Genomic DNA, 24,418 nt, shown 5'->3' with positions numbered 1-24,418 from the left:
TTTTTCCTCCTAAGCCCTATTACTTTATATAAGTATCATAAGACGGCTTGTAATTTTGTCTTAATCTCAGTATCGTCCATTAAGTTATCAAGACCGATAAGATGTGCTTTCGTACGCCCTTTTAATTCTCCGATGAGATGCTCTGATACAATGACAATATCGTAACCAGCTGCTAATCCTTTGGCTTCCCCTACAGAGCAGGAAGCAGATTCAAAATCAGTAATTCCCAACTGGCGTACTGCACGCTCTACTTTCATCTTAATAACCATTGATGTTCCCATTCCATTGCCGCATGCTGTCAAAATTTTTAACATATATTTTTCTCCTCATCTGTTTCTTTTTTACTGAATTTATCTTCTCCTAGCGCTTGGACTTGTCCGGCATAGTAAGCTTCTTTGCTCCTGGCTTTCCGATACTGAAGCTGTGGAATTACTAGAAAGAACAGGCAGACAATGACATAACCCCAAACGCCTAATTTTTGGAAAATGTAAGCAAACGGTACCCAAGGTAATTCAAAGTCAATGTTCCCATGATAACCTCCGAATGCTTGCAACTTAAGCAAAGCAACTGCAAGAGCACCAATAGAAACTTGAAGCAAGCCTGAAATAAAGGAAAGAATAAGCGCTGCTTTCCAGCCTCCACGTTTATCTGCATAAACGGCAATGGCTGCATTGTCAAAGAATACAGGAACAAATCCGGTGATGATAAGAATAGGGCTGCCAAACACAATCAGCAAGCCAATCATAAGCAGCTGACCAATCAATCCAAACACAAACCCTGAAAGCACCGCATTAGGTGAGCCGAAGCCGAATGAAGCTGCCACATCAACAGCTGGGAATGAGCCAGGCAAAAGCTTTTGCGAAATACCTTGGAAGGCATTGGTTAGCTCTGTTACAAACATACGAACGCCCTGCATCAAGATAAATAGGTAAACAGAGAATGTAAAAGCCGTTTGAATCACATACATAAAATAAGATTGGGCTTCAGGATTATAGGGAATCCCAGAGGTAATGACTTGGGGATTAGACATAATATCTGGCCCCAGAACTGCCAAGATTGCACCAAAGAAAACCAGCATCAAGGTTGCCGAAGCAACAACGGTATCGTGAAAAATGGAGAGAAACTTGGGAAGTCTTATATTATCAAGATTTTCTTCTTCATTGCCGATTTTCCCTGCAACCTTATCAACGAACCAAATGGCGAACTGCTGTTGATGACCAATCGCAAATCCTCCCCCACCCGTTAAAGTCTGAGTAGCTTCAACGGTCATATTTGAGCTCACTGCCCAGTAAAGCCCACAGAGAATACCAATTGCCACGATACCAGAGGGACTCCTGAACTCGGGTACAAGCAAAAGCACCATCAGTGAGAGGGTTGCTGCCTGCTGGACCATGATGTGGCCGGTAATAAATAAAGTACGCACCTTGGTGATTTTCCGAAACATTACCAGCACAATATTGACACCAAAACCAATCAGAATGGCCGTCGTTGCTGCACCGATAAAATCAGGAAATTGCTTAGCAATACTTTCGTTTGCCGCTGTCAAACCAAAGTAAGGGTCAATAACTGCTGCACCAATATTGAATTTATAGTTCAAAGCGGCAAGTATAGGCCGAAAAGTATTTACTAAACCACCCGAAGCAACATTCAAAATCAGATAGCCGACCGTTGCTTTAATGAAACCCGAAAAGACTTCATGCGCTGGCTTTTTAAGTAGAGCATAACCGATTAAAACTAGTAAACCTACAAAAAAAGCGGGATTCTGTAAAATATTTTTAGAAAACCATTCTAATATAATAATAAAAGCATTCATAAAAATTTACTCCTGTATCACAACAAGGCTTTAAATTGAATGTTTGAATCTTCCTCAAAGCAATCTTCAAACCCACGTGGATGGTGGTACTCTATTTTCTCTTTATCTAGCGGGTAAGTATACTTGCCGCCGACTTCCCAAATGAATGGGTGAAAGTCGTATTGCAAGCGCTCTTTACGCATTTTCCAAAGCTCGAGTATTTCAGCTGTAGAGGCCATAAAGTTAGACCAAATATCATAGTGCACAGGGATAATGACCTTAGCCTGCAAATTTTCAGCCATTCGTAACAAATCGACCGAAGTCATCTTATCTTGAATGCCTCTTGGATTTTCGCCATAGTTATTCAAAGCCACATCAATACTAAAGTCCTTACCATGCTTAGCAAAATAGTTCGAAAAGTGAGAATCTGCGCCATGATATATGGTTCCACCGGGGGTTTCAAAGATATAATTCACTGCCTTTCGCGCCATTTCTGCATCGGTGATTGTTAAACCTGAAAGTTCTCCCCCTTGACTCTCTGCGCCCTCAACAGGCAAAGTGACCAAACATGTCCGATCAAAAGATTCTACAGCATGTACTATAACATCTTTTACTGTAAAGGACTCCCCAGGCTTGACGATTATAATCCTTTTTTCAGGTACACCCCATTTTTTCCAAATTTCACCGCATTCATAAGGCCCAACCAATTTCACATGTCTTAACTTGGGATTATTAACAATAGCTGCTGCCGTACTCAAATCAATATGGTCACTATGAAAATGTGAAACCAAATAATAATCCAGTTCTTCAATCGCAAAAGGATCAATCACCATGGGCTGAACACGGAGATTGGGTTGCAACTGACGAGCCCCTGCCATGTTAGCCATTTGATGGCCGCGAACCATGTTCTTTATCTTTTTGCTTGACTTGCCTCGTGATGACCATAAGTCCATAACAATATTTGCAGCAGCTGGCGTTTTTATCCATAGGCCACAATTTCCCAGCCACCACATTGAAAAATTTTCCTCCGGCACTACTGTTGCTGCAATTTCTTCATTAAGCCAAGTGCCCCATTCTGGAAAGGTATTCAAAATCCATGATTCTCTGGTCACTTCATTTATATTAGCCATATCAACCTCCTGTGTTGCTCTTTACTCTAATCTTAATATGCTAAGTGCAATAAAAAAAGACCAAATAGCGCACTTTTATGTGTTCATATTTGGACTTTTTAATTTAAGATAACTTATTCATCATTTCTAGAATGCTTCTCCTGCATTCTTTTACTGCCGAAGTATCTCGTATATAGTTGCTTAACAGACTTTCTAAATTATCGTTAAACTTAGGAAATTTCCCAGATTGAAAATAACTGCTATGGCCAATTTTGGCACTATCATTCTCTGTCAAAATAGGATGAACAAAAATGAAAGGGAGCTCAGTTTCTAGAGGGCTTGTAGAAATCAAAAGCCCTAGATCAACAATTTCTTCAATGCTTTTGAACTGTTCCGTAGTAAAAACTGCCTTGATGTCTTCTTCTGGGATATATTGATACAGCTGCTTGATAAGCAACTTTTGAACTGCGAGTCCCTCATCGCAGACAACATAGACGGAACTCTTTTGAGATTTTGAACCTGTGTTTTTTAAGGCGCCACCAAAATGAACAGCCATATAAGCGATGTCGTCATCGCTTAATTCAATCTTCCAACTTTCTTCCAGTAAGGCAGCACTGTTTTTAGTAAAATGAAAAACTTCAGGATATTTCTCTTTAATCTGTTCTGTTAATGGATTTATTGAAAGAATGCCATATTTTTTACGGAACAACATTGCTTTGGCATGTGACAAAAGGGCCTTTGCTAATTCTTCTTTTTGTTCCAAGGGAAAGGCAGAAAGCTCCTCAAAGTATACAATACAGGCATCAACTGTTTTCTTCAAATAGTGCCAATCCTTACTTGTAGCATGTTCATCGCTGTCTTTTCTATATGAAAGGAACAGGAGGGCGATCGTCACAGTTTCAAACGCATTAAGTTGAATCGAGAGTTCTTCGAAAATTATCTCCGCTAGTTTCAGCGCAGCTTTGTATTCAATACGCGCGTGAATCACTGACAAATCTCTACAAACTTCTTCGATTTCCGAGTGACTCAGCTGCATGTTCCAACAGCTCATCAAGACTAATGGGAAGGTTTTAAACATTAATTGAAGTTCATGTTGATTAATTTTTTTCCTCAGATTCCTTTCTAAAATAGGGACTTGATTTTCAAATAATTTTTTTAACTCACCATACTTAGCATCACTATCTGTTTCAGATATTGTTTTCCGTATTATTTCCAGAAAACCTAAGCTTCCATTGGAGAAGATATGGCTGTAGATTTTATGCATGTATTGCACTTGTCCTAGTGCTGCGCCTCTCAAGAAGTAACCCTTTTGCTTTGTGGTCTGTAGGCTGACTTTGTATTGGCTGTTTTGCAAATCATCGCGGATGCTGTTTAAATCATTCAGAACAGTATTACGAGAGGTTTCTGTCAAATCTATTAACTTTTCGAGTGTCACTCGCTCATTGTTTATACAAATGTGGAGGATAATCAAGTGTCTTCTCTCACTCGCAGTCATCATGTAAGTATACGTATTTATCCTCATGATTAAAGACTGACAAGCCCTTTTTTGCGTAAAGCTTAAAAGTACTCCTTGCCGAGGAACAGTAAGAATTTTGTCAATATTTTCCGGCAAAGCATCGTTGATTTTATCAAGATGATAGTATATCTTCCGGCGGGAAACTTGGAATTCTTTTGCAATGACTGTTACCGTTTTAGGTTCCTTAGATGTCATTAAACATCTCAGCAGTTCAAAACTTCCTTTATCTAAAAGCATATTCAGTCCTCCTTGGCCTTGCGCGTCCTTTTCTACTCTCATTATACATTTTCTTTTTCCTGATATCCCTCTATATGACGAAATCTCAATAAAATTTAAAAAACAAAAAATAGGCACGTTATCGTTAAACACACCTATTCCTTTGCTCAACCCATAGATACTTTGTAAAATTTATGGGCATATGCTTGTAATAAAGATAGCCTTGAGGCATCTCCTACTTATTTTTAATATTACGACTTTAGGAAAAATGCTTTCTTATGCCATTAGATACCGCTAATAAAAAACATCATAAGAAACCTGTGATGTACACGTACTCTTTGCACCAGAATTGTCTAGAAATTCAGCTTTGTCCATATCCTCTCCTTCCTTTCCGATTTGTTTTTAACATGTACTCCTTAGATTTCAGGAAAAATGATTCCTTATGCTACTTGACATCACTTGTAAAAAACATGATAAGGAACTTGTAATGTACATGGACACTTTACATCAAAAACATCTATAAGTCCAGCTTTTTCCATTTTCTCTCCCTCCTTTCCTACTTAATTTTTATAGAGCCCAAAGATGATACGTTCCGTCCACTGAACAAGGACAGTTCGCCACACGGATGTTCAGAAGCTTAGCTTTTTTCATATTTCCTCCTTTCTGACACTATCTTGTGTTATGTGTCACAGAAATTTTATTCCTGTCTCTTTAAAGTATCACTTCTTTAAAGTATCACTTTTTAATTTAACTTTTGCAAGACCAAAAAGTTTCTATAACGTAAAATACAAAGTGTCAGGTTACCTTTAATAATATACACCTACCATGTATTTATCACTTTTATGGAAAGTTTTTCTACCTTTTGTCCCATAGCTTAAACTGTATTTGTCCTTAACACTCTCAAAGTACCTAAAGCAGTCGAAAATAGTAGCATAAAAGCGCTTTATACCAAAAGGTTCTGAAACTTAAAATTCTTCAGGAAAAGTAAACTACGTCTTTTGAGACCTCCCTGTTCTTAAGCCTTATGTAGTCCTGATCAATATCAGCGGTGTACCATACATGACAAACTGATTGTCTTTGACATATATCGCTTCTACTTTCCCCTCTTGTTCCATATAAACTTCATTCAAAATGCGTAATTCTTCAATAGACAACAGTATATTTCCTTGTATAAATGTTGTACCTTCAGAAAGATTTGAACTAAAATGAACAACACCAACAAGTTTACTTAAATATATTCGACAATTTACAAGCTGTGTTTCTTTATAGAGTACGGATACTCTATTGGATGTAAATATAAGAGGGCTTAACTCGTGAAGTATGTTCTCTTGAATGAAGTCTGAATGCTTATCCTTCAAAATATAATTCTCTCATTCTTCTGATTAAAACTCATCTAAATCTATGCGCACAGGTTCATTGCTAAGATGATTTATTTTAAAAGCCAATAAATTTGAATGTTGAATTCCACATATACCAATCACTATTTCTGATCGTCTTCGATAATACATTTCATGTCTTGAACTGCAGCAAGAAATTTTAATCTTTGCTTCCTTTTCTAACCATTTTTTATAAAAGCGTTTCTTTTTATAATCTTTATCTCCATTTCCAAGATAGGTATCATACACAAGGTCAGAGCGCTCTCTTAAAACTTCAGCATCGATTCCTACAGGAGTTTTAGAAATTGCCAGTACATAAAATGAATCTGAATTGGAAAAGCTTATGTAAAAAGGTAGATTTTCTATTTCATGGGCACTTTTCTCAAAAGCTTGGAGTAATAACTGGTCAGACAGATTGTAAAACCCCAAAACCTGAAAGACAACTTGGCTTCCCACAAGGTGTTTCCGTTTTGTTTCCTCTCGAATGGCTTGATTGTAACGTTCTAATCTTTGACCAAAAAGAGTGTTTTCAAGTGCTTCACCTGTGTCTTTGTATATGAAAATTTCAATATTACTCAAGAAAGCTCTCCAATATTTCACTGACCTTGCTTAAAGAAGTTTCTGATTCTTCAAAAATTCCTCTACTAATCTCTGACATCTTCACAGAGTAATCCGCTATCTCTGAACGAAACATTGAGAGTTTTTCACTGATTTTCTCTTCTTCTTTACTCAATAGCATTGCTGCCCCATAATCACTAAATTTTTTTATATTCCAAAGTTGCTCATTAAAAAATGGAATGCCTATAAAGGGAATGCCTTGTTGAGCCATGGCATAAACCGTCCCTTGTCCTCCATGAATAATCGCAAATGAAATTTTAGCTCTTAGAGAACCAAAGTCTACAAAATCTACCAGTTCAATGTCCTTTCTGTCGATATAAAATTCTTCACCACTTGTGGTTAAGATATAGGAAGGGCCTTTGGGAAGATGTGACACAAAATCAATAACCCATTCTTTATTAAAAGAAGTCCCAAAACTCAATAATATCCTATTTTCACCTTTCAACCGACGAAAATCTGATTGCTGTGAAGAAAAAAGTATTGGACCTACGATTTTATAATTACTCTCTGAGTCAAAACTATAAAATTTGCTATAATCCGCAATCAAATTTAAGTTTCCTATGAAGAGTTCTAATCCTGACTTCATTGGAAGGGCTCCTTCTGATATCAAATATTTATTCCAAGACTCCACACTTTTAGAGTATGAAAGAACTAAACGTTTGATGCTCTTTTTAGCTTTTTCATTCTCTTTATCAAAAGACATATGACCTGGAATAATGCCGTCAATATTATGGATAATCTCATCAATTTGTACTGAACCAGAAATGATCCATACGAGTGGGATTTTCTCAATTTTACAACTCACTACAATACTTAAACGATAGCCAGTAAATACTGCATCAAATTGTTGATTCACTAGGAGTTCTCGCTCATAATCACACATGTTTCTAATTTCTTCGTCTGTCAAAAAGTTAAAGTCCATATCAAAAGAGAAAAATTCTTGATAGCGTTCTCGACAATATACTTGAGTGTCAAAAGGACATTGATGAAAAATATAGGCATCATGCTGGAATAAAAAGGGATAAAAAACTTCTCCCAATATGTGGATTTCATGTCCTGCCTGATGTAGAGCAGAGGCGATTTGTGACAAACGCTGACTTTCTCCGAGATTCATCATAAACGGTGCGAATAAAAACTTTTTCATTTAATATATCCTATATCTTTTCCAATAAAACAGTTGATAGCCCCCCAAATCGTGAATAAGAAATTATCAAATAGTGCCCTGTCTTTAAGTCTTCCTTATTCAAAACATAGTCCAACTCTTCTCCAGCCCCATCCGAAGAAAAGTCTAACTCATCCAGTGAATAAACGGGTATATCCAAGGCTGCTAACCAATCTCTAAGAACATCGTATTCTTTTTCTTCTGTCTTTTTATTCGCATTCCATACGACACCTTTGAGAGTGTCAAAAGTGATGCCTCTTATTGGCAGTTCTGCCTCAATGAGAGAAATTAAATCATGCTTTATTTCTTCATTAGTTCTGACTTTATTATCATATTTTATCTGTTCAGCACCAAGAATTCGTGCTTCTCTCTTTTCAGACGAATTTCCAACAATTAACGTACTGCAGTAGTCTGAGGGTCTAAATTTTTCTGGGTCATATCCAAGTTTTTCCCAAGCAAAAAGAGAGAAGTCTGTCCATTGAGAGGCTGAAACGATCAATACATGAGAGAGTTTCTCATTTTTCATCATCTCCTCGGCATAGATAATACCATCAGCAAAGCCAACATTAGAAGAAATGACTGATACTGGACCTTTAATTTTAAATAATATTGAGAGCATCCCTGCTGCCGCATTCATAACAGTAAAAGGGAATTTTGAAGCAGATACTTGATGATACCCTTCTACTCTAATCTGTTTTTCAATATCCTCCACAACTTCTAAAGGTCCAGACGGTGTCGTAAAAAGGATACCCACTTTATTTAAATCTATTTTTTTAAAATCTAAACTGCTGCGTTCAATAGCTTTAGCAACTGTACCCGCAATCATTTTAGAAAAATTATCCATCCTACGATACTGTGCTGGATTAATTTTAGGAGAGGGTGAAAAATCAGTATAACGTAGTCCTCTTATTTTGCTAAAACTTTTAGATATATTTTCATATCTACTGCTTTTATCTTCCAAACTTTCCGATGTTGAAGCATGTGATATGATGTCCATATGAATATTTTCACTCGCTAAGAAAGTTTCTTCTGGTGTATCTTTTGAAGCAAGGAGTACTCCACTGTTATTTCCACCAAATGCGAAAGAGAAATTAAGTGCATAGGAAATATCTTTCGGAATATTTTGATTCCTCACAAAACAATCTTCTTGATAAGAATCTAAAGTTTTTGTCGCCGGAACAGTTTTCTCCTCTATCGCCAGAATACAGTTAATGGTTTCGATAATGCCAGCAGCACCCAGTGTATGACCTGTTTGCCCTTTCGTACTGCTCACCCTTACCGTAAGCGGAAAGTTTTTTCCAATCATGGATTTTTCCATGCCATCATTTGCGCGTGTGCCTGTGCCATGACCATTAATGTAATCAACTTTATTGAGCGGCACTCCTGACTGTTCTGACAAGTTCAGAGCAATTTGACCAGCTCCTTCACCAGTAGCTTTAGGCGCTGTAATGTGATAAGCATCTGATGTAATTGAACCTCCCAATACTTTTCCGTATTTTCCAACTTTATTTTTCTCAAGAACAATAAATCCTGCTCCCTCTCCCAGACTAATACCGCTTCCAGTAGAGTAAGGTTGACACGGAGACTCTTTATTAATGGCTCCTAGAGAGGTAAATCCTGCAAGTGAAATATCACTTAGTTCATCACAGCCGCCACAAATTGCAATATCACATTTACCGTCTTGGAGAAGCTGTGTTCCCAAAATCACTGCATTATTACTCGCAGAGCAAGCAGTTGAAATGACGTAATAACTTGCCTTTATTCCATGATAAGCGATGAGTTCATCCGCAATATAATGCAAAGAACGTTTTTTAAAAAGATCATTCGACATGTCTAAACGATTGTCTTCAAAAGAATAGAGAAGTTCTTGACCCAAGACTTTTCCTCCTAAGGATGTCCCTAGACATATCGCTATCTTTTTGTCTTTTTCTTCTTCAAGTTGAAGATTCGCGGAAGATATTGCTTCTTCAAAAGCTAAAAAGGCAAATTTAAAATTACGGGTTTCCTGCTGATATTTTTCAGGAACTTCCAGTTCACTCTCGACAGCTCCTACATAAGAGTTCAATTCATGTTCCCCGTTAATAAACCGTTTTTGTTTGATTCCTTCTGTTTGAGAGAACAAATTTTTCTTATGTTCCTCAAGATTTTTTCCTAAAGATGAAACGACACCAACTCCTGTAATATTAACTTGATTTCCCATTATTTTGACCAACTTTCTGGAATAACATACGGGTTGGATAGCGTTTCTAACACAACTCCTCCTTCTGTCAGAAAATGAAGGCCTGAGTGAGCATAATATCTTTCAACCTGTAACATGCCTAAACATACCCGGTCAGTTTTTTCATCAAGTGCCTTTATCACCCAGTATACTTTTCCAATTTCTTGATTATCGAAATAAACACCTTCATCTCTTTGAACTTCTGCGGAAGCTGAAAAGACAATACTTTGTTTTGTTGAACTTTCAAAATCCGCTAACAAGCCCCTTCGTCCTTTAAACTCTTCTTTTGTGAAGTCTAAATTCCATGCATATCCTAACTCAAACAAATTATATTGTCCTCTGTATACATCATACACGGGATGGTTGACTTCAAACTTGACATAATCATCAAGTTCTTTATCATATTGCGCTGTATCGGCTAAAAATTCATCAATAAAATGAGGAACCAGATGATTCGGCAAGAGAAACTGATAGCCAAATTCTCCTGAATATCCAAAACGAGCCATAATAATATCAGAGTCCTTATATGTTGTGTTAGTAATGAATTTGAAATTTAAAGTTGAAATATCATAATCATAAAACTGCTGTGCAATTTCTCCTGATTCCTTTCCCTCAATTTGAATGAGGCTCAACTCATCTGAAACTTCCTTGATACTAAATTCACCTTTGATATCGGAGAATAGCGAAAGTAAATCTTCATTAGAAAAAATAATATACTTATCTTCTAATTTATAAAAAACGATTTCCGAATAAACTGTTCCTTTATCAGTCAATATAAATGAAAAGCCACAAGTATCAATATCTGAAAACTCAATATTTTTAGGTATCAATGGATTGAGTATATCCTCTACATCCTCTCCTTTAAGCTCAAAAATTTTTCCCTCAAATTTTCTATATGCCTTGTTTTTACGGAGTTCTTTATAAATTTTATTCATCATTTTCTTCCTCTCTTTTTAATTGTCTAAAATGTATAAACTGTTGGCTGTCTGAACTGTTAGGAATAACACATCGTATCATTATCTTGTTGCTTTCTTTGAAAGAATAAATTTTTCCTTGTTCTGCAGTTATTGATAAGTAACGATTTTTACCCCTATCCACTATTAAAATGTTCTCCCGTGCTTCCCAAATGGGCCCCTTATTTTTATAAGCGTAAAAAGCATCATGTGTCCAAGCTTCTACACGACTTGAACAAGACCAAGAAAACTCCAATACCTTATAAGAAAACATTCTATTTTTACTGTCACCAATATAAAGCTTCCCCTCCTCCATATCTATACGATAAAAAAGTGATCTTCTTTTTTGGTCAAGACGATAATTTACTGCACCGTCTTCCATTGCTGTATAAGCTTTAAGATTTCTTATAGATTTCCAATTTAAATTCACCGCTCTAAATTCTCTAAAATCTATGTTAAAATTTTGAGTTGCCTTTTTTTCAAATTTAATCGAATAATCTATCTTTACATTTCTGAAATTGTCTAATTTTATAAAAGAAAGCGGGCGATATTGCATTTGGTTTGAAGTCGGATTTTGCGTCGAATAGGTAAGTTTTAGTTTTTCAGAAATAATAAGATAGCATAAATCACGTGTTTTAAATTGATGTGCTGACACAAAATCATCTAATTCATTCGGAAGTTGTCCTGGAACATAAGGGAAAGTTGCTCCTTCTTCTTGGATCAAATAGTCCTGTTCTAAGATTTTCATTCCATATTTCAAAACTTTCTCCTTATTCTCAGCTGGAAACTCTTTGATGTAATAATGAGCTTCCAGTCTATTCGGATAAAGTTCAATCACTTTATAAATGTCTAAGTGCTCTCCAATGCAGCGAATGCTTATCTTATTTTCATATTCTTCAACTAAGAATTTCACCTCTTCAGGCCTAGCAAATAATAAATAGGTATCTTCAATAAAGGCCTTATCATTTTTAATAAAGAACAAGCTTCCATTAGAGCGATTGACGACTAAACGGTATGAAAGCATTGACTGATTCAACTGAATATTTATCTTTTCATCGGTAGGCTCTCTATAATGGAGTTGTACCCTAATTTCTCCTATATCTGTGTATACTACGCCTTGAATTAAAAAATTTAGTGGGGCTTTTTTTATTTCAATTTGATTTTTCTTACGTGAAAGTTTTACATATTTAAGATTCCCTATCCTGGCCTTAACAAAAGATACTTGTTCCGAGTAAAATTCACATCTCAGATAGTATCTCTTATTTTCTTTAAAGATATACAATCGAAATAAATCAAGTTGGATATCAAAGGGATAGTATGCCTTAGAAAAGCAACGATACACCATCTTCTTTCCTGAAATTTCAGTTAAAAGTGTCGAAATATCAGCCTTATCTGTCTGCTCTATAATTTTGAAAGTATTAATGTTGTATTTGCTTTCCAAATCTCCCGTAAATTTAAATGCCTTTAAAACTTTAGGCAATAAACTTCTGAGGAGATAACAATGATTCATGTCCTCATAACTTCCTTCAAATTTTGAAAAGCCATTTCTTTTGGAAAGAGTCAGCGAAGCTTTATTATAACGACTGATTTCTGTAAAATGTGTGTGAAAATCACAATTGACGATATCAAATAATACTTCTTTGTGAAGTAATGAAATTGCTGCACCAGTTCGATGCTCCACATCTATTAAAAGAAAGCCACTGTAGCTTTCATTCACAGGAAGTACGCCAAAAGTAATAAATTTGAAAAATGCAGTTGTGCCAATAATTTTTCCATTCTTCTCAAGGACATAAAAGTGACTTGTCTCTTTAATCGCCAAAGTTAAGCAAAAATCTTCCAAGGTCACGGGTGCTCCATTTTGGAATTGGTAAACTTTATTTTTATTGAACAAGTCTACAATTTGAGGAATATCTTCTTCTACTAAAGTCCTCACACGGTAGGCAGAATCATTTTGCATATTTCATACCTTTTTTTAGAAGCATATAGATAGCCAATAGTCCAATCATACACATGGAAACATACAAAAGCATCTCGTTATTGGACAGTGTATGATTATTCACTGTTCTTAAGGCAAGTCCATAGGAAATTTTATACTCATTTTCCACGGACTGTGGTGCGCCTGCAAACACTTTGTGTAGACTATGTGACATCAATACATTTTTTAACATGGCGTTCATTTGAGTCATTGGAAACCACGTCATAACTTGAGCTAAAACACTGCCAACAGAGCCAATGGCGATATAAACTCCAGATAAAAAACCGATTAATGTACCGATAATTGTGCTCAATGTGCTGAAGGCAGAGCTACTTTTAATAAGGGATAAGAAAGGAAGTACAATTGTTGCAGAAAGTAAGCAACTCATCACAATCAACCCCAATATTTTCAGAAAATCTGCCAAACTAAACATCTGAAGATAGTTGAAGCCATTAAACAGCAGTACTCCAAAGAAAAAACAAAGAATCGTAACAAGAGTACCTAGCATGCCAGCAGCAATAATATAGGATAATTCAAGTTTCCATAACGGGCAACTACTGATTTCAAAATCTTCATTTAATTTTTTTTCCCTATCAGAAACCATGACACTAAAAGCTCCTAAGGTACTCGTTAAAGAAACAATCGTCGTTAAACCAGCAATCAGCCATAGATTTACCATTTGAATCACAGGAGAAGACACTGTGGTTGTTCCCATGCTTTCTTTTATAGCATCCAGTTGCATTTGTCCCAAAAAAACTTGATACAGCACCAACAAGATTACTACAGAAAGAAAAGACATGAAAAACGCCATTTTGTCTCGTATATATACCAGAATATTACGTTTGACTAAAGAAAGCATCTTAAATTCCTCCTTGTATTTCGTTTAATAAGTTCAAATAAGCAACTTCTAATGTTGCGTTTTTAACTTCGAAAGTTTCAATTAACGACTGATTATAAGAGAGAATACTCAATATTTGCTCCATTGTCACATTTTGATAAATGTATTCTTTCTCATTCTTTCTTATGGGAGACAGCTCAAACAAATCAGATACAGAGGCGTTTGAATTTTTCAATGTAATTTCCAAATTTGTCGAAGAATTTTTTTCTATAAAGCCTTCAACGGAACCTGAATAGTGGAGTTTTCCCTGGATTAAGACATTTAAACGATCACAGAAAGCCATCTCTTCTAAATAATGTGTAATCAAAATTATTGTCATCTTTGCCTTTTTATTCAGTTCATAAATAGCTTCCCACAAGTCATTTCTGGACTTAGGATCTAAGCCAGTTGTCGGCTCATCAAGAAGAAGAATAGAGGGATTGTGCAGCAAAGCTCTTGCAATGTCTACCTTTCTTTTTTGACCTCCTGAAAGCATGCCATAACGCCGTGTTCTTAATTCTTTAATGGATAAATATTCTTCAAATTTTTTTAAGCTCTGAAAGACTTGCCTCTTATTTAAGCCATATAAGGCACCTCGTGTAATCAGATTTTCTTCAACTGTCAAACGTTCATCTAGACGACTGGATTGAAAAACAATTCCTACATGATGATAGAATGTGTCTGCCTTAACCTTATCTCCGTCAATTTGCCATTCAATGTGTCCTGAAGTTTTATGCGTTGCTTGGATCAAAATGTTGAATAATGTTGTCTTTCCTGCCCCGTTTGGCCCTAACAAACCATAAAACTTTCCTTCCTCAAATTCTGTTGATATTCCTTTGAGGACTTCAAAATCTCCATATTTTTTTTGAATATCTGTTAAAGTAATTTTCATTTTTGCGAGACCAAAATCCTTCCTGAAGCTACTTCTTTACGTGAGTCATTTGTTATTCTCACCTCAATTTCTGAAAGTTTCCCCAGTTTAATAAAGCTCCTGCATCTAATGCTTAAGGTATCTCCTGGAGATACTAAAGTTTTCAACTTGAAATTTTTGATGCTTGCCAAATATCCTACCTTATCCGATAAATTTTCTTCCAAACATAATTTTTCAAAATCTGTGCCACTAATATTTATTTGATCAGATAAGCTATCCAAAATATACATTAATGCTGCAGCTTGGGCGCCGCACTCAATCAGTAAAACGCCAGGCATGATAGGTTGTTTGGGGAAATGCCCTTGGAAAAACGGTTCATTGATGGTTACATTCTTTCTACATAAAATTTCTCCTCTGCTATAATTTTCAACTGAATCAATCAATAGAAAAGGATAAGTATGTGGAAGCAACGCTATAATTTGTGTAATATTCAGTTTTTTCATTGTTGCTCCTCTATAAGTTGGTTTTCTATGATATAATCCGTTAATTTATTAATGGAAGAAAAGATGGACATGTCATCATCTGATAATGCAATCCCAAACTCAGTGGAAATTCCAATAGACAATTCCAAAGCATCAATCGAGTCTAACTCCAGCTCTCTACCAAATAATGGTTGATCATTTTGAATCAGTTTTTTATCTAAATCTAACATCAAGGACTCAACCAAAATTGTCTTTATTTTTTCTTCAATTACTATGCGCTTTTCGATATTTTCTTTTTCAGTTTTCCAATCAATCATTAATCATTCCTCCATCTATTACAAAATTCTTGCCTGTAATGTAATTTGCTTTATCACTACTTAAAAATGCGACTAACCACGCGACCTCCTGAGGATCTCCAAACCTCTGGAGCGGTATTAAGTTTTCAATAATCTCTGCCTTATTTTTTAAGTTACTTGTCATATCTGTATTGATAAATCCAGGACTTACACAATTTACATTGATGTTGTCAGCTGCAAATTCTTTAGCCCAAGATTTCGTTAAAGAAATAATTGCTCCCTTTGTTGCCGAGTAGTTAGCTTGTCCAATCTGCCCTGTAACCCCACTTGTCGACGAAATATTGACAACTTTGCCCCCATTTTTTTTAACCTTCATATACCTTAAAACAGATTTAGAAATATTTACCGCTCCTAGTATGTTCACATTTAAAACAGTTCCCCATTTTTCAGTAGACATCATTAAGAAATACCCATCTCGGGTAATTCCTGCATTATTAATTAGGCAATCAATTTGACCATAGGTCTCATATATTGTTTTAATAATCTTGGAAACATCTTTTTCCCTCGAGATATCGCATGTTTGAACATCTATATCAGGATATTCATCTGCCAATGATTGTGCAGTTGCTTTATTTCCTTGGTATATAGCGATAACTTTATACCCCTCTTTGTAGAGCTCAATGCTTATTGATCGTCCAATTCCTCTCGTGCCGCCCGTTACAATTGCTACTTTCATATTTCTCCTTAGCTTAATTTTTCTTTAAATTGAGTAGTTTTACTTGTTTCAGAATAAATCTATTGGGAGATAAATCCTCTATTGATAAACCTTTCTTTACAAGTTCTTCTAAAATTCTGTGCCACTTAAACTCTTGGGTCAGCTGGTTTATAATTTCTTCTTCAAGATTAGAGGACATGTAGATATATTTAAAAGCATTGTTTTGTTGAATATCAAGAATTTTAACAAGTTGAATATATTCTTCTTTTATTGGTTGAAGAAACTTTGTATGATAGGGTACTTTCAGTCCTAACTTTTTAAGTTTTATCAATAAATCAGCTGATTCTACTCTATCTACAAATCTGTCTCTATTTTCTTCCGAAAAGCTAAGGACACCTGTAGTGGAGTCAGTAGTGATTGCTAATTCCACAAAACTAATGCCATCAATAACCTCTCTTAGTCTCTCCATGGAAGATGTAGCAACGAGCCACATTTCCTCTTTACATTTTAGGGAATTCACTAATGCGGCTCGTTTTTCAATAAACGTCACAATATTTTCAAAACTTGCTGAATCACTTGCCAGCAATACGTTAAATATCCCTGCACTATGCGAGGAAAAACAAGTAATATCCGATAGTTTATACTCCGAAGTTCGCCATAAATTATATATAAATGTTCCCAGCATTGATGCATAATTATCGGATAGCAATATTTCATTTTTTAAAATGCTTTGGAAATATGTATGGGACTGAGTGTTAGTAAACTTTAATTTTTCAAGAATATCTCGCCCTGCAGCTGATTGGGATAAGCGTATCAAATCTTGTAATCTAATGTTTCCTTGCCCACCATACACTAATATTTTTGACAATTTTCTCGTCCTCCTTAAAAAATTTTCTAACTTTTCGGGAAACGTTACCGCTTACATTTATTTGTACGACAAAAAAATGCTTTTATCACCATAGCTGTAAAAAAAATTATTGCTTCATACAAAAAATAGTTCTACTTGATAAGTTTTCCACTACTTTCGCCAAATAATTCACTCACCTTATTTTAAGTTAATATGCGCATGATTCTCTTAGAATCACTTTTCTTAATGTAAATGTAGCATTATTACACAGCTTCGACAATTTACATCTGAACTACATTTGTAAACCGTGATAAGTTATTTCCTTTAGAAAAAATAATAGGCACGTTTGTGCCAAACAGAAAAGACTTACTCTTCTGATATTTAAAAAATGCAAAATAAAAAGAGCAGCTACAAAATGTAGCTTACTCTTTACATTTGCTTTCCCACTTGTTCTGGATCCTTTTTGAAGAAAAAGATGCCCAAAGCTCGTTTGCTAGCAGAGTCAGATGTGCACTTATAGGTCTCACAACTTACTTCACATTTTTTCAAAACATATTTTTTAAATTAAGTCTTATTTTTATTACGGAGTGAATCATTGAGGATAATCCCGTTTTCATCTTTCCAATATTCCCAACCATTTCTGCTGCCGCCAAGAAGTAGCTCTGCTGCTCTAGAAACAGAGGAGGTTGTGTAATCTTGAACAAATTGCATGCCACCAATGGATTCTTCAATGATGCCATTATTTAACAATTCTTGTCTGGTTTCACCTAAGTAGTCTGAAGAAATATCTTTTATTTTCGAGTATATTTCTGAACCCGAGTATATCGTAACCGTCTCATTTTCATTCAAATACCCGCTTGCCTTTATGCCTTGAGCTTCTAGAAAAATATTTCTAGAAGCATCATACTTGTAATTACCGCTCGACCGTAAGTAGGGATACATAGAAATTAGCCTATTGATTAATTCTGCACTTCTATCTGTAATTGATTTTGATGTCCATTCAGTCATCCCATATAAATTTTTATTCATACGGATATGAAGAGTGTCTTCAAAAATTCTCTTCTTGGTTTTAAAATCTTTATTTCCCGCAGCAGAATTATCAGGTTTGCTAACAAGAGTTAGATTACCAATGGTATTGACTAGACCTGTGTAATCCTCACCAGAAACATTAGCCTGCTCTTCCCAATAGGACGTACTGGTCTGTGGCATAATGTGTTCAATGGATAGCTTGCTCATATCAAGCGTTGCAGAATTATCACTATTTTCTATTTTTTCTAGTAACCACCGCGTTAATCTCATAGTATAGGCATTAGCATTTGAAAGATTTGCCTTCAAAGATTTATCCGTTGGCACAGCCATATTGTTAGACTGATTTCGAGTAACAAGTACATAAATAACTATATCAACGATATTTTCAAAGCCACTTTTTTCGGCCTGTCTCTGTACATTCTTTATGTAGGCGGGAAATGCCTTAGATACTCTACTGGTATCATCACCATTGAAATATCGACGAATTTGGTAATTGTTCAATACTTTGATAACTTCAAAATATTGTTCTTCAGTAATCCTCTTATCTTTGTAGTACCATTCCGATAACTCTAAAACAAACGGTGCTGGCATCATGCTTTCTAAACTTTGAAAATCACTTAGGATTTCAGAATATTTACCCGTTGGTGCTTTATAATAAAGAGAAGCGAAGTAGTTAGAATATCGCACAAGTTTTTCAAGCAACTCCGCATCGCTATATTTTTTACGTTCTTCATACCAATAATTTTTAAACGCTTGATACAAAACATGTTTTGCAGAATATTTACCCATTATGGCTGCGAGATAATATCTGAAAAAATCTTCCATGGCCCTTGAATTATTGAATACTTCTTCTAATCTCCGCCAATACGTTCTATATAAAATTGTTTGTTCTTCATTGGATTTATCCATCATAATGAAATTTCGAATTAAATCTGAGGCGGTTAACCTCTCACCAGTTGAATTAATACTCTCAAAAATCTGTTGCGCATTGTCGCGGTCGTCCAACTTAATATAGACTATGGAAAATCTTTTCAAAGCATACAAAACTCTATCAAAAGTATATTCATGAACCAGACTCTTCAACTCAGCCTGAAGATATAAAAAATTGCGAACGATATTGCTTTCGCTTTCCTTGTCAATCTCATCATATCTTCCTTCAGCTATGATAAGATAGTCATTTCCGTCAGCAACAGATGGATAAAGTCGTTGACGGTATCGGCTTCCTACTTTTTCAGAATAATTTTGAAGATAAGTTTCATCAATCTCTCTCGCACGGTACTCATTTTCAGCAATTGATTTCATAGCATGAGCAATCAAAAACATCGTCACTAACCGTTGCTGCCCATCTACTACAGAACGTTCCATTTTATAATCAACAATATTCTCAAGATACACAATTGTCCCTAAAAAATGTTGTTTTTGGTTACTCTCATCTTCAATAAGTCCAATCAAATCTTTTTTCAGTTGTACAAGTTGTTTTTTCACAGTCCATGTGTATTTGCGTTGATACACAGGTATAACAAATTGTTTCCACATTGCTTCAGGAATGAATTCGTCCAATAATTTTCTCGGGTTTGATTCCACAGTACTGCTCCTCTGCCATTTTCTACTTACTTTAACTGGATTATTTTTTTATAGAAGTACTTTCTTGACGGAAAAATAGCACACTGACTTCCAAGAAAGTATGCCCCTGCTTTTATACTTATATACTAATTTCTATTCACATATTTTCCTAAAAGCTGTACTTTCCTTTCTCGTAAATTATATCACATTCTTCAATTCCTTGCTTATTTCAATTGGATAGTCCATGCGCTTACCTTAACATTTTAATGTTCCGTTCCAGTTAAATCTGCTTTCAATAAGACTTTTTATTTTTGGGAAAACCATCAAAAAAATCCCCCTTTTTAAATAAGAGGGAAGATTGATTATAGGTATAGTAGTTATTTCTTCACTACTTCTGCTGATATATCATCAATAAAACTCCTCAGGCAAAAGCGTATCCGCTAATTTGATATTGTCTGAGTAATCAATAGGAACGTCAATCACGACTGGTCCTGTTGTGTTAGGAATAGATTCTAGAAGTTCTTTCAGTTCTTTTGCACTGTGTACACGATGCCCTGTAGCTCCCATAGCTTCCGCATATTTTACATAATCAACGCTACCAAAGTTAACACCTGCGGCCCGGCCATATTTTTTCTCTTCTTGGAATTTAACCATATCATAGTGTCCATCATTCCAAATGATATGAATTAATGGCAAATTAAGGCGAACAGCAACTTCAAGTTCTTGACCTGTAAAGAGGAAACCTCCATCACCAGAATGAGAATATACCCTATGTCCTGGACGAAGCAAGGCAGCTGTAATTCCCCATGGCAAAGCAATACCTAGTGTTTGCATGCCGTTCGAGAAAAGCAAGTGACGTGGCTCGTAAGAACGGAAGTAACGTGCCATCCAGATGTAGAGTGAACCAACGTCAACAGTTACTGTTTCATCATCTTTAACCACTTCTTGGAAAGTATTGACCAAGTCGAGTGGGTGCAAACGTCCTTCTTCAGCTGCTTCTATGTCAAATTCGTGCTGGTTAATCACATCACGCAAACCTTTAAGGTATTCAACAGAGCCTTCTGGTAAATTATAGCCACGAACTGCCGGCAAAAGATTTTCCAATGTTTGAGCAATATCGCCGATCAATTCACGTTCTGGTTGGTAGTATGTATCAATCTCAGCAATTGCATTGTCAATAACGACGATGCGACTATCAATCTCAGCATTCCAGTTGCGTGCTTCATATTCGATTGGGTCATAACCAACGGCGATGACTAGGTCTGAACGTTTGAGCAACATATCTCCTGGTTGGTTACGGAAAAGTCCGATACGCCCGAAGAATGTATGTTCAAGGTCACGTGAAATTACACCTGCACCTTGGAAAGTTTCAACGACAGGAATAGACACGTGTGAAAGTAGGTTACGCAAAGCTTTGGCCACTTTTTCATCTGAACCACCTGCACCAACAAGGATAACAGGCAATACGGCATTTTTAATGGCTTGTGCCAAATAGTTAATGTCATCAATTGAGGCATTCCCCATCTTTGGATCTGACAATGGCTTAATTGCATTGACTGATACTTCTGAGTCGATTACATCTTGTGGAATGGACAAAAAACTTGAACCTGCACGGCCAGCTTTTGCAATGCGATAAGCATTAGCTATTGTTTCTGAAATTGTTGATGGGTCCAAAATTTCGGAAGAATATTTTGAAGCAGGTGCCATCATCTGTGCATTGTCCATAGATTGGTGAGCGCGTTTCAATCGATCACTCCGTTTTACTTGACCTCCAATGGCAAGAATTGCGTCGCCTTCAGAAGTTGCTGTCAGGAGCGGTGTTGCTAAATTTGATACACCTGGTCCAGAAGTTACAGCAACTACACCTGGTTCCCCTGTAATCCGCCCCACAGCTTGTGCCATGAAAGCAGCTCCCTGTTCATGACGTGTCACAATGAGTTTCGGTGCCTTAGAATCATGCTCCAAGCGGTCAAATACACGGTCAATTTTAGCTCCTGGAATCCCAAAAACATATTTTACATTATGGTTGATTAAACTATCTACGACTAAGTCTGATCCGAATTTTTTATCAGTCATTTCTTCTCCATTTCATTTAAGATTCACAATCTTCACGACTAATTCTAGCAGAAAAAAATTTAATTTACAAAAATAGAAGCCTGTCAAACACATATGTAGTCTGCTTTAGCCAATTTTTTAGTTATAAAACGTTTACATTATCTCCAATAACAAATTGCAAAGATTATTCTCGCATTTTTATACAAAAAACTATTGTACGATTACTCGAACAATAGCCCTCTCAGTTCTTCATCTTCTGGGACAAGTTCCAGATATTGTTTAATGTAAGTCTGAGCTTTATTATTTTGTCCCAGTTGCAGGAGAAAGTCAACATAGTCCTTCAAAAAATCAGGATTTTCCCTGAGTCCAGTCGAAAGAAGTTCTGTATAAAGTGCCTCTGCCTGCTTATCGTTTTCCAGCTCCTTATTGGCTTGAGCAAAAAGCCACTGTGCCAGCAAGTGTTCTTCTTCTAAAAGCTTTTCAAGGCGAATCACTGCCTCAAAATCACCCATATTGAAATAAAGGTTAGCAAGCAGAAAGACGGTTTCATCATGAAGCTCCGCAACATTGAGAGCATCCACCAAATAACGTTCTGCTGCTGCTTGATCTTTTTGACTGTAAGCCAGTTTGGATAGAAAATGCAATAATAAAGCTGAGTTTGGGTTTTTACGCAAACCTTCCTGAGCCACTCGTGCTGCTTCCTCAAACTGACGATCAGCCTCCAAAGCTTGAGCATAGGCCAGCTCATAGTTTAAAAGATCCGTGTTATAGTCTTCCAGCTGTTTAAAGTAGCTAATGGCACGCGTTTGATTATCGAGTGCACTGTAAAGCAAGGCAATCTTGTAGATAGTATCTGCTGTTTTAGAAAATTCCAGTGACTTTTCCAAAAAAGACAGAGCATTTTCAAAATTTCCAAGCTGTGCATAGGATTCACCAATCCGCTGATAGGTGGAAATCTTAGTCTGCTTCAAGATTTCACGGACAGAAAGTTTGGCATAATTTTGAATTGCCTCTTGATAGGCGCCTTGCTCATAATAGCTTTCCGCCAGAGCGAATGTAATTAGTGGAGAATCTGATAATTCACGGGCTTCTTCAAGCTTACTGATAGCTGTCTCAAAGTCACCTTCAAGCTGGTACAAGTCAGCAATTTTAATCAGAGCAGCAACATAGTTCTCATCACCTAAAGGAATCTGATAAAGATAGTTCAATGCCTCGTCAATCTGTCCATCATCCTCAGCGATTTCAGCTAAATTGATCAAATAATCGGTACTGCTAGGATTGTCACCTAAAATCTTGTCATACACTTGATGACTCTCGTCAATAAATCCCATCATCTGTAAATACTCTGCTAGGTCAGCGAGCATTTCTTCACTATCATACTTGAGTGCATGACTTAAGGCATTGTGCATCCCAATCAAATCACCTTTGTGCAGGAAGTCAATTGTATCTTCTGAATAAGACATTAGTTTTCCTCTGTTTCTTGAATTTCAACCGTTTTTCCTAAACCACCGGGATGATAGAGTTCCGAAATTTCACGATACCAATCATAAAAGTGGCTGATAATAACCTTAGCTGCCGCATAGAATGGAACTCCCAAAAGCACCCCCCATAGTCCAAAGACTTTACCCGCAGTCAAGAGAACAAAAAGAACTGTAACGGGGTGAATACTTAACTGTTTTCCTAAAACTAATGGAGAAACAAAACGGCCTTCGATTGTTTGTTCAATGATATATACGATCAAAACCTTGAGCAACATCATCGGACCACCAGTAGCTAACCCAATAATCATGGCAGGGATAATTGCCAAATAGAAACCTAAGAAAGGAATCAGATTAAAAATCCCTGAGAGAATCGCAAGAGTAATTCCATAACGCAATCCAATGATTGGCAATCCAATCGCTAACATCAGAGCTACCGCCAAAGCAACAATGACCTGACCACGAACATAGTTAGCCAACTGACCATTCATTTCAGTCAAAATCTTAGATGTATCTTTACGCCAGTTAACAGGTAAAAGATGCGTGATATAACCGTTCAAATTCTTTCCATCTCGTAAAAGATAAAAAAGAACAAAGGGGAAGATAACAAGTGAAATAAAGACACTCGCTGTACGCGTAATGACATCCGTAATCGAATTAAAGGCTATGGATGAATAATTTTTTGACCATTCAACAATGTTGTTCCCCATAGAATCCATAAAGTCATCCATCTGTGGACGGAACTGCTCAAAATGCTGATTTGTCAGTAGTTTATTCACTTCTTCTTGAATTTGTTCCACGTAGCTTGGCACATGCCTAGAAAAAACAGAAACACTGTTTGATACAGAAGGAATAGCATAAGCCAGCCCCCATACAAGTAAACCTGCGATCAACAAGAAAATAACTACAATACTAACAATACGCGGTACACGTTTCTTCTCTAGATAGTCAACGATTGGGTTAAGCAAATAATAAAATACTGCCGCTAAAACAACGGGTAGTGAAACGATCGCTAAGAAATCGCCAATCGGTGCAAAGATGAAATGTACCTTATTGAGCAATAAAATATTCAGCAATAAAAGCAAAATAACTAATAGCACTGTTACTACTTTGTTATTCATAAACCATTTGAAAAAAACAGAGGCTCTGAGGTTTTGTTTTTCCATGGGACGTTCCCCTTCTTTTGTGAAAATTCTTCTTATAATTATAACATAATTTTTATTAATTTGGTCGAGAACTTTCTTTGTTTTGCATAATTTAATTTATGTAA

20 protein-coding genes are annotated in these 24,418 nt (G+C 36.2%); all 20 read right to left on the bottom strand.

Annotated features, from left to right (window positions below):
• Positions 1–35: 35 nt before the first annotated feature.
• Entirely contained in the window at positions 36–314 is a 279-nt protein-coding gene (locus B4H39_RS03125) for a PTS sugar transporter subunit IIB (protein WP_202229527.1), read from the bottom strand.
• Positions 308–1,813 (bottom strand): PTS ascorbate transporter subunit IIC, encoded by a 1,506-nt coding sequence (locus B4H39_RS03120; RefSeq protein WP_202229525.1) that lies wholly within the window; start codon positions 1,811–1,813, stop codon positions 308–310. Before B4H39_RS03120 ends, B4H39_RS03125 begins: the two co-directional genes overlap by 7 nt.
• Before the next feature lie 17 nt (positions 1,814–1,830).
• Positions 1,831–2,922, bottom strand: coding sequence for an L-ascorbate 6-phosphate lactonase (gene ulaG, locus B4H39_RS03115; RefSeq protein WP_251420606.1), 1,092 nt, complete (start codon positions 2,920–2,922; stop codon positions 1,831–1,833).
• A 103-nt stretch (positions 2,923–3,025) separates the two neighbouring features.
• Positions 3,026–4,786 (bottom strand): BglG family transcription antiterminator, encoded by a 1,761-nt coding sequence (locus B4H39_RS03110; protein WP_251420604.1) that lies wholly within the window; start codon positions 4,784–4,786, stop codon positions 3,026–3,028.
• A gap of 869 nt (positions 4,787–5,655) precedes the next feature.
• Complete coding sequence (locus tag B4H39_RS03105; protein ID WP_251420602.1) at positions 5,656–5,991, bottom strand: biotin/lipoyl-containing protein; 336 nt, start codon at positions 5,989–5,991, stop codon at positions 5,656–5,658.
• Between the two features lie 24 nt (positions 5,992–6,015).
• A complete protein-coding gene (locus B4H39_RS03100; protein WP_251420600.1) occupies positions 6,016–6,588 on the bottom strand; it encodes a hypothetical protein in 573 nt (190 codons plus the stop codon).
• Complete coding sequence (locus B4H39_RS03095) at positions 6,581–7,771, bottom strand: glycosyltransferase (RefSeq protein WP_251420598.1); 1,191 nt, start codon at positions 7,769–7,771, stop codon at positions 6,581–6,583. The genes B4H39_RS03100 and B4H39_RS03095 overlap by 8 nt, the downstream gene beginning before the upstream one ends.
• A 10-nt stretch (positions 7,772–7,781) precedes the next feature.
• Positions 7,782–9,989: a beta-ketoacyl-[acyl-carrier-protein] synthase family protein gene (locus tag B4H39_RS03090; protein ID WP_251420596.1), complete on the bottom strand. Its 2,208-nt coding sequence runs from the start codon at positions 9,987–9,989 to the stop codon at positions 7,782–7,784.
• A complete protein-coding gene (locus B4H39_RS03085) occupies positions 9,989–10,945 on the bottom strand; it encodes an aminomethyl transferase family protein (protein ID WP_251420594.1) in 957 nt (318 codons plus the stop codon). Before B4H39_RS03085 ends, B4H39_RS03090 begins: the two co-directional genes overlap by 1 nt.
• The gene (locus B4H39_RS03080) at positions 10,935–12,917 is read right to left on the bottom strand and encodes a GNAT family N-acetyltransferase (protein WP_251420592.1); all 1,983 of its coding nucleotides are present in this window, start codon (positions 12,915–12,917) and stop codon (positions 10,935–10,937) included. Before B4H39_RS03080 ends, B4H39_RS03085 begins: the two co-directional genes overlap by 11 nt.
• Positions 12,907–13,794, bottom strand: coding sequence for an ABC transporter permease (locus B4H39_RS03075; RefSeq protein WP_251420591.1), 888 nt, complete (start codon positions 13,792–13,794; stop codon positions 12,907–12,909). The genes B4H39_RS03080 and B4H39_RS03075 overlap by 11 nt, the downstream gene beginning before the upstream one ends.
• Position 13,795: 1 nt before the next feature.
• Entirely contained in the window at positions 13,796–14,704 is a 909-nt protein-coding gene (locus B4H39_RS03070) for an ABC transporter ATP-binding protein (protein WP_251420589.1), read from the bottom strand.
• Entirely contained in the window at positions 14,701–15,186 is a 486-nt protein-coding gene (gene fabZ / locus B4H39_RS03065; protein WP_394304450.1) for a 3-hydroxyacyl-ACP dehydratase FabZ, read from the bottom strand. The genes B4H39_RS03070 and fabZ overlap by 4 nt, the downstream gene beginning before the upstream one ends.
• Positions 15,183–15,482: a phosphopantetheine-binding protein gene (locus B4H39_RS03060; protein ID WP_251420587.1), complete on the bottom strand. Its 300-nt coding sequence runs from the start codon at positions 15,480–15,482 to the stop codon at positions 15,183–15,185. The genes fabZ and B4H39_RS03060 overlap by 4 nt, the downstream gene beginning before the upstream one ends.
• Positions 15,475–16,197 carry a 3-oxoacyl-ACP reductase FabG gene (gene fabG / locus B4H39_RS03055; RefSeq protein ID WP_251420585.1) on the bottom strand — a complete coding sequence of 241 codons (723 nt, stop codon included), beginning with the start codon at positions 16,195–16,197 and terminating at the stop codon, positions 15,475–15,477. Before fabG ends, B4H39_RS03060 begins: the two co-directional genes overlap by 8 nt.
• A 13-nt stretch (positions 16,198–16,210) precedes the next feature.
• Positions 16,211–17,044, bottom strand: coding sequence for a CylD (locus B4H39_RS03050; protein WP_251420583.1), 834 nt, complete (start codon positions 17,042–17,044; stop codon positions 16,211–16,213).
• A gap of 543 nt (positions 17,045–17,587) precedes the next feature.
• A complete protein-coding gene (locus B4H39_RS03045; protein ID WP_251420581.1) occupies positions 17,588–19,636 on the bottom strand; it encodes a DUF4357 domain-containing protein in 2,049 nt (682 codons plus the stop codon).
• A 387-nt stretch (positions 19,637–20,023) separates the two neighbouring features.
• Positions 20,024–21,691 (bottom strand): acetolactate synthase AlsS, encoded by a 1,668-nt coding sequence (gene alsS, locus B4H39_RS03040; RefSeq protein ID WP_286927490.1) that lies wholly within the window; start codon positions 21,689–21,691, stop codon positions 20,024–20,026.
• Positions 21,692–21,891: 200 nt separating this feature from the next.
• Positions 21,892–23,133 (bottom strand): tetratricopeptide repeat protein, encoded by a 1,242-nt coding sequence (locus B4H39_RS03035; RefSeq protein WP_202229493.1) that lies wholly within the window; start codon positions 23,131–23,133, stop codon positions 21,892–21,894.
• Complete coding sequence (locus tag B4H39_RS03030; RefSeq protein ID WP_251420579.1) at positions 23,133–24,314, bottom strand: AI-2E family transporter; 1,182 nt, start codon at positions 24,312–24,314, stop codon at positions 23,133–23,135. The genes B4H39_RS03035 and B4H39_RS03030 overlap by 1 nt, the downstream gene beginning before the upstream one ends.
• Positions 24,315–24,418 lie beyond the last annotated feature (104 nt).

Origin of the sequence: Lactococcus sp. UBA7128, from assembly GCF_002492185.1 — a bacterium.
Classification (GTDB): domain Bacteria; phylum Bacillota; class Bacilli; order Lactobacillales; family Streptococcaceae; genus Lactococcus; species Lactococcus muris.
The sequence above is the reverse complement of the archived record's forward strand: the minus strand, read 5'-3'. Positions and strand labels throughout refer to the sequence as shown.